Raw genomic sequence first — 13963 nt, forward strand, 5'->3', positions numbered from 1 at the left:
GAGGCCGGGGCCCGGTTTCAACGGACAGTGAAAGGCGCCGCGAAGACGGGCTGAGGGGCGATCGTGACGCGGAGCCCGCCGTCTGCCGTGCGCAGGCGGTGGTGCTGGGCGCCAGCCCCGCCGTCGCCAACGCGCCGTCGCGCCGGGCGACCACGCGGCCGAAGGCGTCGGCGAGCGCGAGCGGAAGGAGGCGGAGCATGGGGGAGAGGGGGCCGCGCAAAGGTATCCGGCCGGCCGGACCTCCGCACACGGCGACGGGGTAGTCTCGACGAAAGCCCCCCGATGCCCGTGCCTTCCGATCGCCCCGTCCGCGTTTTGTTCGTCTGCCTCGGCAACATTTGTCGGAGCCCGCTCGCGGAGGGCTTGTTCCAGGACAAGGTGACCGCGGCCGGCCTGGCCGACCGCGTCGTCGTGGACTCCGCCGGCACCGGCGGCTGGCACGTGGGCGCCCCGCCGGACCGACGCATGACGGCGACGGCCGCCACGCACGGCACCGACCTCTCGCGCCTCAAGGCGCGCCAACTCGTCCGCCACGACCTCGACGAGTACGACCACGTCTTCGTGATGGACAAGGACAACCTCCACGACACGCTGGCGCTGGACCCCGACGGCGACCACGGCACCCGCGTCCGTCTCTTCCGCGAGTTCGACCCCGAGCCCGGCGACTACCAGGTGCCCGACCCGTACTACGGCGGGCCCGACGGCTTCGAGCACGTCTACGCGATCGCGGACCGGACGACGGACGCCATCTTGGACCGGCTCCGTGCGGTCTACGACTGGAGCACGGCGTGACCTGACGCCCCGTCTCCGCTGGGGCCGACCGACGCGGAGGGGAGGACGACCGTGATGCGCGTGCCGCGCCCGGGTTCGGAGTCGACCTCGATGCGGCCGTTGTGGAGCGCGACGATCTGCTGGACGATGGCGAGGCCGAGGCCTGTGGACGGCTCGCCGGCCGTCGTGGGCGCCGCGAGCCGAGCAAAGGGCTCGAACATGCGCGACTGATCCTCGACCGGGACGCCGGGCCCGGAGTCGCCGACGCACACCCACACCTCGTCCTCCGTCCCCCGCACTGCCACCTCGACCGTCCCGCCTCGGGGGGTGTACTTCACGGCGTTCGAGACCAGGTTGTCGACGACCTCGGTGAACCGATCCGCGTCGAGCTGCGCAGTGTGTCCGCGCGGGGCCAGGACGATCAGGGCCTGCCCCTTGGCCTTGGCCCGCGCGGCGAATGGCCGGGTGGCGGCCTCGACGAGGACGCCGAGGTCGGCAAGGTCGGGGACCATAGGGAGGTGGCCACCGTCGAGCGCGGCCGTCACCAGGAGGTCGTCGATCAGCCGCAGCAGGCGCCGCGCCTCGCCGCCGATGTGCTGGGCGTGGGAGGCCACGTCGGAGGATCGGGCCCCCGCGATCACGAGCTCGGTCAGGCCGAGCACGTTCGACAGGGGCGTCCGGAGATCGTGGGCGGCGAAACCGAGCAGGTTCGACCGGAGCTGGACGGCCTCCTCGAGCGTCGCCGCCGCCGTCTCCGCCTCGCGCCGCTGCGTCTCGGACACCGCCAACGCCGTCGACGCTCGGGACCGGGCGGTGCGCAGCTCCGCCACCCGCCAGGCCAGGGCGACCGCCAGCAGCAACGCCTCCAGGGCCAGCCCCGCCTGCACCGCTTCCATCGCCCAGTCCACCGGGGGCGCGCCGAACTGGGGGGCGACGAACCCGGCCGTGCTCCCCGCCAGCACCACGAACGACACCAGCAGCAGCCCCGACGGCGTATACCCGCTCCGCCATCCCCGCCAGATCGCGGCGACGGTCACCACGATCAGCGCGAGCACCAGCGCGGACATCCACAGCGACCCGGCCCGCCAGCCGAGCACGGGCGTCACCACCAGCCCGGCGGCGACGGCCGCTGCCAGCGCGAGCAGAGCCCGGTCCAGGCGCGGCCCGACCCGCTCCCGGCCCAGAAAGGCGCGGACGAATAGCGGGAAGCACGCCAGCCCGACGTGCAGCGCGGCCGTCTGGAGCACCGGCGACCAGCCGAGATCCGACGGCCAGAAGGCGTCGAACCCGTAGCGATAGACCGTCAGGAAATACAGACCGACGCCACCGACGTACCCGACGTAGTACAGGAAGCTGGCGTCGCGGAGCGCGGCGAGCATTGCCAGGTTGAACAGGGCGAGCGCGAGCAGGGTGCCGAAGAACAGCCCGTTCCACAGCGCCAGCGACCGCCCCCGAAGCGCGGCGTGGTCGGCCCGCACCACGCGGACGGGGCGGAGGTGGGGCGTGGCCTCGGAGCCGTAGGGGTCGTGCGCAACACGGACATAGAGCGTCCGCCGCTCGCCCGCCGCGAGCGTCAGCAGGACCGTCCCGGGGAAGCCCTGGTCGAGGTCCCGCTCGTCGGCCGGCACGTCGATCCCGGCCACCCGGTGCTGGCGCCGACCGCTCGTGTCGGTCCAGTAGACGTCGATGCGCTCCGCCAGCGTCTCCACGGCCCACGCGCTCGGGGCGTCGCCGGGTGCTTCGACGGGGAGACGGAGCCAGACGGCCTGGGCGGTCAGCGCCGACCGCTCCAGCACTGGGGCGACGGGTCGGTACCCCTCGGCCTGCATCGCTTGGTCGACGCTCAGCGTGCCCGGTGTGTCGACGAGTGCGGCGAGGTGGCCTGCGAGGTCCGGCTCCACGCCTCCCAATGGGAGGGAGGGCTGTGCGGCAGCGACCGCTCCGAGCAGCAAGAAAGCGAACAGCGAGGTCAACGTGCGAAACAATGGAACAGGCGGCGTATCGGCCGACCACTATGGAAAGGAAAGGCCTAGTGTACGTTTATAGAGGAGCGGCTGCCTCTTGTTGGGGCGAAAAAAGATATCTGAAACGAGGTTGTAGTCGCCGTGTGCCCACGGCACAGGAGGAATCTCCTGGACCATCTCGGCGCCGGGTGCTCGGTCCCGCCCCGGGCTACGCCGTACCATCCTTGCGTCCCATGTCCCCCGGCCATGCAGTACCCGTTCCAGCTCACCTTCAAGATCCTGGCCGTCGCTCCCCAGATTCGCGTGGCCGACGCGACGGGGGCACCCTTTATGTATGTCCACCAAAAGGCATTCAAATTGAAGGAGGCCGTGACGGTGTATCGCGATGAGTCGAAGGCGACACCGCTGTACACCATTGCGGCGGATCGCATCCTGGACTTTAACGCGGCCTACGAGATCCGCGACGGCCACGGCCGCGGGGTCGGGACCCTGGCGCGCAAGGGGCGCCGTTCCATCTGGCGTGCCCGCTACGACGTGCTCGACGCCGAGGGCCGGACGGTCTACCGCATCCACGAGGACAACGCCTGGACGAAGGTCGGCGACGCTCTCTTTCGCGAGATCCCGCTTCTGGGAGCGTTCGGCGGCTACTTTTTCAACCCCAGCTACACCGTCGAGGCCGACGACCCGACGACGCCAGAGCAGGAGGGCGACCCGGTGTTCCGGCTCACCAAGCAGCCCGCGCTGTGGGAGGGCCGCTTCGAGCTGGAGCGGCTCGACACGACGCTCGGTGCTGAGCAGGAAGAGCTGCTCGTGGTGTCGCTGCTGATGATGCTCCTCCGCGAGCGGACTCGGGGCTAGCACAACGACCCGTCGCTCTGATGCTTCCCGACACGGTCCGCGCCCTCGTCGAGGCCACCGTCGGCGCCGTCCGGTCGGCCGTGCCTGTCGGCGGCGGCGACGTGTCGCAGGCTGCCCGGGTCGAGACCGGCGCGGGCGCCGTGTTCGTCAAGTGGGGGAGTGGGACGGCGGGCCAGACTTACGCCGCCGAGGCGGAGGGGCTGGCGGCGCTGGCGGAGGTGGCGGGTCCGGACCTCGTCGTGCCGCGCCCGCTCGCCCACCGCGCGCCCGACGCCGACGGGCCCGGTGCTCTGGTGCTCCCGTGGCTCGACCGAGGCCAGCCCGGGCCCGACGACTGGCGCCGCTTTGGCGCCGCGCTTGCGGCGCTCCACCGGGCCGAGGCACCGGGCACTGGCTACGGGTGGGCCGGGGACAACTGGATCGGGAGCAAGCCGCAGCGAAACGGGTGGCGCGACACGTGGCCCGCGTTCTTTGGCGAGCGGCGCCTGCTCGCGCAAGCCGAGACGGTCCGCCAGCGCGGCGCGTGGGATGGGGGGTGGGACGCAAGCCTCGCCCGCATCGTTGCCCGACTGCCCGAGATCCTGCCCGAGACACCCGCGCGGTCGCTGCTGCACGGCGACCTGTGGGCGGGGAATGCGGTCCCGCTGCAGCCTGCCCCCGCGAAAACGGGGAGCCGGTTCGCGATCCTCGACCCCGCCATATCCGTCGGCCACCGCGAGGCGGACCTCGCCATGACCCGGCTGTTCGGCGGGTTCGACGCACCGTTCTACGCCGGATACACTGAGGCGTGGCCGCTGGCGCCCGGCGTCGACGAGCGGGCCGAGGTCTACAACCTGTACCACCTCATCAACCACCTCACCCACGGCCCCGGCTACCGGGCGACCGTCGAGCGGACACACCGGCGGTTCGGGGGCTAGTTGCTCGCGTCTGCGAGCGCGGCGTGGGCGGCGGCGAGCCGAGCCACCGGCACGCGGTACGGCGAGCAGCTCACGTAGTCCAGCCCGACGCCGTGGAAGAAGGCAACGGAGGCCGGGTCGCCGCCGTGCTCCCCGCAGACGCCCACCTTGAGGCCTGGCGACGCGGCCCGTCCGCGCTCGGTCCCCAGGCGGACCAACTCGCCGACGCCGTCGCGGTCGATCGTCTGGAACGGGTCGGCGGCAAGGATGCCGCGCTCGATGTACGACGACAGGAAGCGGCCGGAGTCGTCTCGGCTCAAGCCGAACGTGGTCTGGGTCAAGTCGTTGGTGCCGAAGGAGAAGAACTCGGCGTGCGCCGCGATGGCGCCGGCCGTGAGCGCCGCCCGGGGCAGCTCGATCATCGTGCCGACGAGATAGTCCAGCGACACCCCGCGCTCGGCAAGGACCTCGTCGGCCACCTCGCGCACCACGGCGGCCTGGTTCGCGAGCTCAGCGGCGACCGAGACGAGCGGGACCATCACCTCGGGGCGCACGTCGACGCCGTCCTCGACGCAGTCGGCGAGGGCCTCGAAGAGCGCGCGGACCTGCATCCGCGTGATCTCGGGGTAGAGCAGGCCCAGACGGCAGCCCCGGAGCCCGAGCATCGGGTTCTGCTCGTGGAGCCGCTCGACCTGGCGGAGCAGCGCCCGGGCCGTGTCGGCGTCGTCGAGCAAGCCGTCCATGGCCTCCAGCGAGACGGCGTGGCGCAAGGCGAGCTTGGTCTCCGCGAGCCGGTCGTGGAGGTCGACCAAGTCGGGTAGAAACTCGTGGAGCGGCGGGTCCAGCAGACGGACCGTGACGGGCAGCCCGTCCATCGCCCGGAACAGGCCGTCGAAGTCGGCGCGCTGGAAGGGGAGGAGGGCGCGGAGCGCGGCCTCGCGGCCGCCCGCCGACTCGGCGAGGATCATCTTGCGCATGGCCGCCAGCCGCTCGTCCCCGAAGAACATGTGCTCGGTGCGGCACAGACCGATGCCCTCCGCCCCGAACTCGCGTGCAGTCCGGGCGTCGGCTGCGGTGTCGGCATTTGCGCGGACGCGCAGGCGACGGACGTCGTCGGCCCAGCCCATCAGCGTGTGGAAGTCGTCGCCGAGCACGGGCTGCACGGTCGGGACCTGGCCCAGCAGCACGCGGCCCGTCGCCCCGTCGACCGTGATCCAGTCGCCCGCGACGATCGTGCGGCTGTCCACCTCGAGGCGGCCCTGCACGGTGTCGATGTGGAGCGCGTCGGCGCCGGCGACGCAGGGCGTGCCCATGCCGCGCGCGACGACGGCGGCGTGGCTCGTCATGCCGCCCCGCGCGGTCACGATGGCTTGCGAGACCACCATGCCGTGGAAGTCGTCCGGGGAGGTCTCCTGGCGGACCAGAATGACCGGGTCGCCGGCCTTGGCGCGCGTCTCGGACTCCTCGGAGGTGAAGGCGACGCGGCCGGTCGCGGCGCCGGGGCTGGCGGGCAGCCCGACCGCCAGCACGACCGCCTCCGCGTCGGGGTCGATGGTCGGGTGGAGCAGCCCGTCGAGCGCGGCCGGGTCCACGCGGCGGACGGCGGTGGCTTCGTCGATGACGCCCTCGGCCACCATGTCGACGGCGATGCGGACGGCGGCGGCGCCGGTGCGCTTGGCGGTCCGCGTCTGCAGCAGCCACAGCTCGCCCTGCTCGACGGTGAACTCGATGTCCTGTACGTCGCCGTAGTGCGCCTCCAAGCGGTCGGCGAGTTGGCGGAAGGCGTGGTAGGTCTCCGGCATGTCCTCGGCCATCTCGGCGATGGGCTTGGGCGTGCGGATGCCGGCCACCACGTCCTCGCCTTGGGCGTTGCGCAGGTACTCGCCGTAGAGCCCTTTAGCGCCCGTCGACGGGTCCCGGGTAAAGGCGACGCCCGTCGCAGAGTCCCAGCCTCGGTTGCCGAAGACCATGGCCTGGACCGTCACGCCGGTCCCGATATCGTCCGGGATGCGGTGGATGCGGCGATAGTGGGCGGCGCGGTCGTTGTCCCAGCTGTCGAACACGGCGGCGACCGCCAGGCGGAGCTGCTCCTCGGGGTCGTCGGGGAAGAGCTGGCGCTTGGTCCCGGCAATGAGCCGCTTGGAGGCGGCGACGATCTCCTTGAGCTGGTCGACCGAGAGGTCGGTGTCCTGGCCCCCGTCGGTGGTGGCCTTGGCACGGGCCATGAGCGCGGCGAACCGCTCGGCCTCGACGCCCATCACGATCTCGCCGAACATGGCGACGAACCGGCGATAGGCGTCGTACGCGAACCGCGCGTCGCCGGTGCGGGCCGCGAGCGCGGCGGCGGTCTCGTCGTTGAGGCCCAGGTTGAGGACCGTGTCCATCATGCCCGGCATGGAGACGGCGGCGCCGGAGCGGACGGACAGCAAGAGCGGGTCCTCGGGGTCGCCGAAGCGACGGCCCGCCTCGGCCTCGACCCGGGCCAGTGCCTGTCGGGTCTGGGCCCAGAGGTCGTCTGGGAAGTGGTGGCCGGCGGTCTGGTACGCCGTGCAGGCCTCCGTCGTGATGGTGAAGCCGGGGGGGACGGCCAGCCCGGCAGCGGTCATGGCCGCCAGCCCCGCGCCCTTGCCGCCGAGCAGCGCTTTGTCGCCGGCTGGCGCGTCGGCGAACGGGTACACCCAGCGGCGGGCGGGGGCGGTGTCGGACATCGGAACGGAGGGAGGGGAGCTCCCGTCAAGCTGCCGCACGGCGGTTAGTTCCGGGTCAGGCAGCTGCGGTCGTCCCGTCGGACCCGGCCCACCCGCGGAGCGCAACTCCGCCGCCGTCGATCCGCCGATCTCGCCCTAGCGGGTCCGAGCCCACTTGGCTCCGAGCCCGATGACCGTGAGCAGCAGGCTGGTCACCACCCCCGAGGCCACGGGGTTGTTGGAAATGGCTTCCCAAAGCCGACTGAGCCAGCGGCCCGGCGGCACGGCCACCTCCACGACGGCCGCATAGGTCCGGCGCCGCGCTACAGGGCGCCCGTCGACACGAGTGACGGCGAAGACGTGGAGCGCCAGCCGTTGTGTGCCCCCTTCCAACGCAGTGACTCGCCACTGCCAGTGGGGCGGGGCCTCGTCGTCAAGCCACTGGCGCCGCCTGCTGAGCGAGTCGACCCGGAGCCCCGGAGTGACCGCGTGCAGCTCGGCCTCCATGAGATCGCTTACCCGGAGGCTGTCTACGACGGACCTCTCCGGCCCGACCGGTTCGACCCGGCGAAAGTGAGCCGTGTCCTCGGCGACGACCACGTCGAACACTGCCCACTCGTCGAGCTGAAGGGCGGAGATCTCGTCGTAGCGGACGACGCCGAGGAGCTCTTCCATCCGGGCGGATGCGAGACGGCGTGTAGAGTCAGGGGAGGACCGCCGATACCGCACGCCAGGGCCGCCGTTCTCACCGACGACAGCGGAATCCGTAGCCAGACGATCTCCGACCGCGTCTTCCCACGCATTCTCGTCCCACTCGGAGGGGTCGACGGGCCCGCTTGCCTCGACGCGGTCGTCACGTTCCGTCGGCTCTGGAGCGCAGGTGGCGAGGGCGACGACGAGCGCGAAAGGTGCGGTTGCGAGCCACCACGTCCGGATGTGAAATTGGGCCATCGTAGTCCTGCGCGTTCCGTTCCGCCCAGGATAGGCGATCTGGCCGTACGACCCCCGCAGGGGACCCCGATAGGCGTTACGGCCGGAGCATGTCTAACGAGAACCCCTCCAGGGTGTCGAGAACCACGTCCGCACCCGACAGCTCGTCGGCCGAGTAACGGCCCGTGGCGACAGCGACGGCGACGGCCCCGGCGGCGTGCGCACACGCGATGTCGCGCGGCGTGTCACCGAGGATGACCAGCTCCGAGGTCTCGACGGTCCGGCCGAGGTGCGCCGTCGCCCGGCGCGCGCCGATGGCGGGGAGCGCGTCACGGTCGGCGTGGTCGCTGCCGAAGGCGCCGAAGGGGAACAGCTCGCGGCCCAGGTCGATCCGGGCCACCTTGTCGTAGGCGATGGCCTCAATGTTGCCTGTCAACAGGCCGATCTCGGCGCCGTCGCCCGCGAGCCGACGGACGAGCGCGACGGCGCCGGGCAGCGCCTCGACGGTCGCCGAGGGCAGCCGCGCGGCCATCTCCCGCTCGTAGAGGGACAGGAACGCCTCGGGCGTGGCGCCCTCGACCGCGAGACCGTGGCGGCCCGCTGCCTCCAGCACCTCGCGGAAGATCTGCGGGTCCGTCTTACCGGAGAACGTGACGTCTGAAAAGTCGAACGTGTCCCCGACGAGGTCCGCCAGCGCGGCCGTCACCGACCGCCGGCCGACCCCGTGGGACTGCAAGAGCGTGCCGTCAATGTCGAAGAGGAGAACGGGCATAGGGCCAGGGGCGGGGGGAAGTCCGACCGAGTACGCGGTGGCGGCGCTCAGGACCCGGGACGTGCTCGTGGTCAGGGGGATCCCGGGGGGAGAGGCGTCGGCTCCTCGAAAGAACCGGCCGAACCCGCCCTGCGACAACCCGTCGGCACCGGCTGGCGTTACCGTGTCCCGCCCGTTCCGTATCGCCCGCAGCGCCCCGATGGCCGACCAGCCCAGCCTTTTCGACAACGTCCGACTCGACGTCACGCTTCCCGACGACCTTGACGACCCGCTCGCGGCCGTTGAGTCCGACGCCGGCCGCGAGACGCTCTTCCTCGCCGACGCGATGGCGCTCGCGTACCGGGCCTTCTTCTCGATGAAGAACGCCAGCCTGTCCGCGCCGGACGGGACCGACACGCGGACGCTCTACGGCTTCACGACGGCGCTCCTCAAACTGTTGGAGGACGAGCAGCCCGAGCACATCGCCGTCGTGTTCGACGTGATCGGCGGCGGGCCGACGTTCCGCGACGAGCTCTACGCCGACTACAAGGGCCACCGGCCCCCGATGCCGCCCGAGATCAAGTCGAACATCCCGCTCCTCAAGCGGCTGTGCACGGCGTTCGACATCCCGGTCTTGGAAGTCGACGGAATGGAGGCCGACGACGTGATCGGGACGCTGGCGAAGCGCGCCGAGGACGAGGGCGTCGACGCCGTCATCTTCTCGGCCGACAAGGACTTCCGCCAGCTGCTCTCGGATCGCGTCTCGATGCTGCGGCCGCCATACCAGGGCGAGGCGTTCGACCTGGAGACGCCCGAGACCTTCCGCGCCAAGTACGGCGGCCTGGAGCCGGCCCAGTTTGTCGAGCTGCTGGCGCTGATGGGCGACAGCGCCGACAACGTGCCGGGCGTGCCGGGCATCGGCGAGAAGACGGCCATCAAGCTCATCGAGGAGTACGGGACGGTCGAGAACCTGATCGCGCACGCGGGCGACCTCAAAGGCAAGCGCGCGCGCGAGGGGATGACCACGTACGCCGACGACGCGCGGCTCTCGAAGCAGCTGGTCACCATCCGCTGCGACGTGCCGCTGACGGGGCCCGATGGGCAAGAGCTCGACTGGCACACGCTGCGCCGGACCGACCCCGACCTCGACGAGGTCGAGGCGCTGTTCAACGAGGTCGGGTTCGGCTCGCGCCTGCGCAACCGGGTCCGCGACTACGCCGCCGGCCGCCAGCGCACGCCGCGGACGGCCACGACGCTGCCCGAGGAGGACCCGTCGCTGAGCTTCGACTTCGGCCCGTATGAGCCCGTGACGGCGCTCGACGCGGGCGGGGTGAGCTACGCGACGGTCTACGAGGTCGAAGACATCGGGCTCGCGACCGAGGCCGTGACCGACGCCGACCAGCTGTCGTTCGACACGGAGACCACGTCGGTCGACCCGATGCACGCCGAGCTCGTCGGCGTGGCGCTGTCGAAGGAGGAGGAGACGGCCGTCTACCTCCCGACGCCGCTCCCCGACGGGACGCCGACGGAGACCGCGCTCGACGCGATCCGCGCGGCGCTCGAGGACCCGGACCTGCCCAAGGTGGGCCACAACGTCAAGTACGACCTCAAGGTGCTGGCGCGGCACGGCGTGACCGTGAGGGGCGACATCTTCGACACGATGGTGGCGCACTACCTCATCAACCCCGAGGCCAGCCACAAGCTCGACGACGTCGCCAGCTTCCACCTCAACTACCGCCCGCAGCCGATCACCGACCTGATCGGGACCGGGAAGAACGCGATCACCATGCGCGAGGTGGCCGTCGAGGACGCCGGGCCGTACGCGTGTGAGGACGCGGACGTGGCGCTCCGGTTGGTCCCGATCCTGACCGACGCGCTCGAAGCGGTCGACGACGGAGAGGGGCGGCTGTTGCAGATCGCGAACGAGATCGAGTTCCCGCTCGTCCCCGTGCTGGCGGCGATGGAGATGGCGGGCGTCAAGGTGGACGAGAAGGTGCTCGCCGACATCCGGGTCCAGCTCGACGCCCAGATCGAGGAGCTGGAGGGCCAGATCTTCGAGCAGACCGGTCGGGAGTTCGGGATCGGGTCGCCGAAGCAGATCGGGGAGGTGCTCTTCAATCCGCCCCCGACCGACGAGGACCACGCGGCGTACCAGACGTGGCTCCAGGACATGCGGGACTACGAGGCGGGCGAGGTGGCCGGCGACCCCGACGCCAAGCCCAAGACCAAAAAGCAACTTGCCGAGGAGGCGCCGACGTTCGGGCTCGGGCTGATCCCGCTCGGCAAGACAAAGTCCGGCCAGCCGAAGACCGACGAGAAGGTGCTCAGCGAGCTGGCCCAGGAGCACGCGCTCCCGGCGCTCATCCTCGACTGGCGCAAGGTCTCGAAGCTCAAGAGCACGTACGTCGACAAGCTGCCTGAGCTGATCCACCCCGACACGGGCCGCGTCCACACCGACTTCAACCAGACCGTCACGGCGACCGGGCGGCTGTCGTCGTCCAACCCGAACCTCCAGAACATCCCGATCCGGACGGACCTGGGCAAGGAGATCCGGCGCGCGTTCGTCGCCGAGCCTGGCCACGTGCTGATGGCGGCGGACTACGCCCAGATCGAGCTCCGCATCATCGCCTCGATGTCCGGCGACCCCGACATGACGGCGGCGTTCGCGGCCGACCAGGACATCCACACCGCCGCCGCCGCGCGCGTGTTCGACGTGGCCTACGACGAGGTAACGCGCGCCCAGCGCGACCGCGTCAAACAGGTCAACTACGGCATCCCGTACGGCATCTCGGCGTTCGGGCTCGCGAGCCGGCTGCGCATCGGGAACGCCGAGGCCAAGGAATTGATCGACCAGTACCGGGCCTCATACCCGCGCGTCATCGAGTTTTTGGACGGGCTCGTCGTCGAGGCGCGGGAGCGGGGCTACGTCGAGACGCTGCTCGGGCGCCGGCGCTACCTGCCGCTCATCGGGAGCCGCAACCCCAACGACCGCGCGTTCGCCGAGCGCGTGGCGGTCAACATGCCGATCCAGGGGACGCAGGCGGACATGATCAAGATCGCGATGCTATCCATCTCGCGCGGCCTGCCGGACGTGTCGGCGGGCACGCGGATGATCCTGCAAGTCCACGACGAATTGGTCTTTGAGGTCCCCGAGGCGCACGTGGAGGCGGTCTCGGCGTTCGTCCGCGAGCAGATGGCGACGGCGTACCCGCTCGGCGACGTGCCGGTCGTGGTCGACATCGGGGTCGCCGACAACTGGCTCGACGCGCACTGAGCGGGGGACTGGGGACTATGGGGACTGGGGATTGGGGCGTCGCCCCGATGTCGCATTGGCCCGGACCCCACCGCCCCCGCCTCGGCGCCGAGGCGGGCGGGGTCAGATTCCCAGTTCCGCGCCAGTCATCACGCGGATCTGGCCCTCGCCGCGCACGTCGAGTCGGAGGCCGAGAACGGTGACGACGGCGGTCCCGTCGAGGTGGCCCGGGACGAAGGCGCTGTCGTGGATGGCGCGCTGGGCGGCCTCGCCCTTCGCCGCCGTCTCGGACGACAGCACGTCGCTGCACATCACCGCGCCCGTGGTGTCGACGACCGCGCGGACGACGACGAAGCGCCCCTCGGGGGTGGCCCGACGGCGCCCCTCGTTCGGGATGCGGACCCGGCTCTGGACCGCCGCGAGACCTCCGACGGGCTCGGGCGGTTGGTCGACCGAGTTCGCCGTTCGGGCGCGGACGTCACTGAACTGGGCCTCGCCGCACGACACGACCGGGGTGGACGTGGAGGGGCCCATGGTCGCACAGCCGGCGACAGTAAGGAGGGCGAGCAGAAATCCGTAGAGACGCATGCCGACGAGCGTGGATCGGCACGGAAACTACCTACCGGGTTGCCAGTCGCTCGACCTCTGTCCAGACACGCATGGTGTTGCCGCCGAGCACCTTGCGGACCTCCGCCTCGGAGTAGCCGCGCTGCAGAAGCTCGGCCACCAGGTTTGGGTACGTCGACACGTCTTCCAGCCCGATGGGGAGGGTGGGGCCGACGCCGTCGTAGTCGGAGCCCAAGCCAACGTGGTCGATGCCGACGATCGCGACGACGTGGTCGATGTGGTCGGCTACGTCCGTCAGCTCTGCCAGGCGGAGCGGGTTCTCGGCCTCGAAGGTGGCCTGGAACGCGTCCGCCTCGGGCGTGCCGGGCTCGAGGCCCTGCGCCTCCATCCCGGCCGCAAACCGCTCGCGCAAGGCGTCGCGGTCGTCCTGGACGCGCTTGAGCAGGAACGACGAGCCGAAGTTGATCTGGATGACGCCGCCGGCCTCTGCCAGCTGGCGGATCATCTCGTCCGACATGTTGCGCTCGAAGCCCGGCGTAAAGTGCCGCGCCGACGAGTGGCTGGCGATCATCGGGGAGGTGGAGACCTCTAGGGCGTCGTCGAAGGCCGCGTCAGAGACGTGCGAGATGTCGACCATGATGCCGAGCGCGTTCATCTCGCGGACGACCTCGCGGCCGAAGTCGCTGAGCCCGCCGTGCGTGCCGGTCTCGTCGTAGGACGAGTCCGAGATCTCGTTGTCGCGGCTGTGGGTGAGCGTGATGTAGCGGATGCCGCGGTCGCGGAAGTGGGCGAGCGAGGCGAGGTCGCCCTCGACCGGCGCCCCGTTCTCCATCCCGAGCGCCAGCAGCACGCGTCCCGGCTGGCGCAAGCGCGCCACGTCGGCGGCGCTTCGGACGACGGCGAACTTCGCGGGCGCGTCGTCGGCGATCCCCTCGACGAGGTCGATCAGCGAGTCGGCGTAGGCGCGGGCGCCGCCCGTCTCCTGGTAGCTGGCGGGGATATAGACCGACATGAAGGCCACGTCGAGCCCACCGGCAACGGCGCGGGGGTGGTCGAAGTCGCCGGAGGCGGTGGCCTGTGAGACGTCCTCGAACCGCTCCATGAGACGGTACGGCACGTCGATGTGGGTGTCGACGACGAGGGCGTCGCGGGTGAGGGCGACGGCGCGGGAGTCAGGCATCGGGGCGGGCGCGCGGTCGGCGGTGCTGGCGCACCCGGCGAGGGTGGCAGCGAGGAGGACGAGGGCGACGCGCATAGCGGGGGTGGGAGAGGAGCCGAAGGTTACT

General features: G+C 71.1%; 10 protein-coding genes. 4 read left to right on the plus strand and 6 right to left on the minus strand.

What is annotated here, in order from left to right; translation table 11 throughout:
* Positions 1–282: 282 nt before the first annotated feature.
* Positions 283–792: a low molecular weight protein-tyrosine-phosphatase gene (locus ACLII4_RS08630; protein ID WP_412070499.1), complete on the plus strand. Its 510-nt coding sequence runs from the start codon at positions 283–285 to the stop codon at positions 790–792.
* Here ACLII4_RS08630 and ACLII4_RS08635 read toward each other — a convergent pair.
* Complete coding sequence (locus tag ACLII4_RS08635) at positions 771–2672, minus strand: 7TM diverse intracellular signaling domain-containing protein (RefSeq protein WP_412070500.1); 1902 nt, start codon at positions 2670–2672, stop codon at positions 771–773. The genes ACLII4_RS08630 and ACLII4_RS08635 overlap by 22 nt on opposite strands.
* Positions 2673–2981: 309 nt before the next feature.
* On the opposite strand from ACLII4_RS08635, the gene ACLII4_RS08640 reads away from it, so the two are divergent.
* On the plus strand, positions 2982–3593 hold the full coding sequence (locus tag ACLII4_RS08640) for a hypothetical protein (protein ID WP_412070501.1): 612 nt from the start codon (positions 2982–2984) through the stop codon (positions 3591–3593).
* Between the two features lie 20 nt (positions 3594–3613).
* Positions 3614–4510 (plus strand): fructosamine kinase family protein, encoded by an 897-nt coding sequence (locus tag ACLII4_RS08645; RefSeq protein WP_412070502.1) that lies wholly within the window; start codon positions 3614–3616, stop codon positions 4508–4510.
* Here ACLII4_RS08645 and ppdK read toward each other — a convergent pair.
* The 3 genes from ppdK to ACLII4_RS08660 all read right to left on the minus strand — a co-directional run bounded on the left by ppdK (position 4507) and on the right by ACLII4_RS08660 (position 8878).
* Entirely contained in the window at positions 4507–7197 is a 2691-nt protein-coding gene (gene ppdK, locus ACLII4_RS08650) for a pyruvate, phosphate dikinase (protein ID WP_412070503.1), read from the minus strand. The two genes, ACLII4_RS08645 and ppdK, sit on opposite strands and share 4 nt — an antisense overlap.
* A 135-nt stretch (positions 7198–7332) precedes the next feature.
* Positions 7333–7851, minus strand: a complete 519-nt coding sequence (locus ACLII4_RS08655) for a hypothetical protein (RefSeq protein WP_412070504.1) — start codon at positions 7849–7851, stop codon at positions 7333–7335.
* Positions 7852–8203: 352 nt separating this feature from the next.
* Positions 8204–8878: an HAD family hydrolase gene (locus ACLII4_RS08660; protein ID WP_412070505.1), complete on the minus strand. Its 675-nt coding sequence runs from the start codon at positions 8876–8878 to the stop codon at positions 8204–8206.
* 199 nt (positions 8879–9077) lie between these two features.
* Here ACLII4_RS08660 and ACLII4_RS08665 point away from each other — a divergent pair, with 199 nt between their 5' ends.
* The gene (locus ACLII4_RS08665) at positions 9078–12131 is read left to right on the plus strand and encodes a DNA polymerase I (RefSeq protein WP_412070506.1); all 3054 of its coding nucleotides are present in this window, start codon (positions 9078–9080) and stop codon (positions 12129–12131) included.
* Positions 12132–12233: 102 nt separating this feature from the next.
* On the opposite strand, the gene ACLII4_RS08670 is transcribed toward ACLII4_RS08665, so the two are convergent.
* Positions 12234–12698 carry a hypothetical protein gene (locus ACLII4_RS08670; protein ID WP_412070507.1) on the minus strand — a complete coding sequence of 155 codons (465 nt, stop codon included), beginning with the start codon at positions 12696–12698 and terminating at the stop codon, positions 12234–12236.
* Between the two features lie 31 nt (positions 12699–12729).
* Complete coding sequence (locus ACLII4_RS08675) at positions 12730–13932, minus strand: dipeptidase (protein WP_412070508.1); 1203 nt, start codon at positions 13930–13932, stop codon at positions 12730–12732.
* Between the last annotated feature and the right edge of the window lie 31 nt (positions 13933–13963).

This window comes from Rubrivirga aquatilis (genome assembly GCF_046845665.1).
GTDB lineage: Bacteria > Bacteroidota > Rhodothermia > Rhodothermales > Rubricoccaceae > Rubrivirga.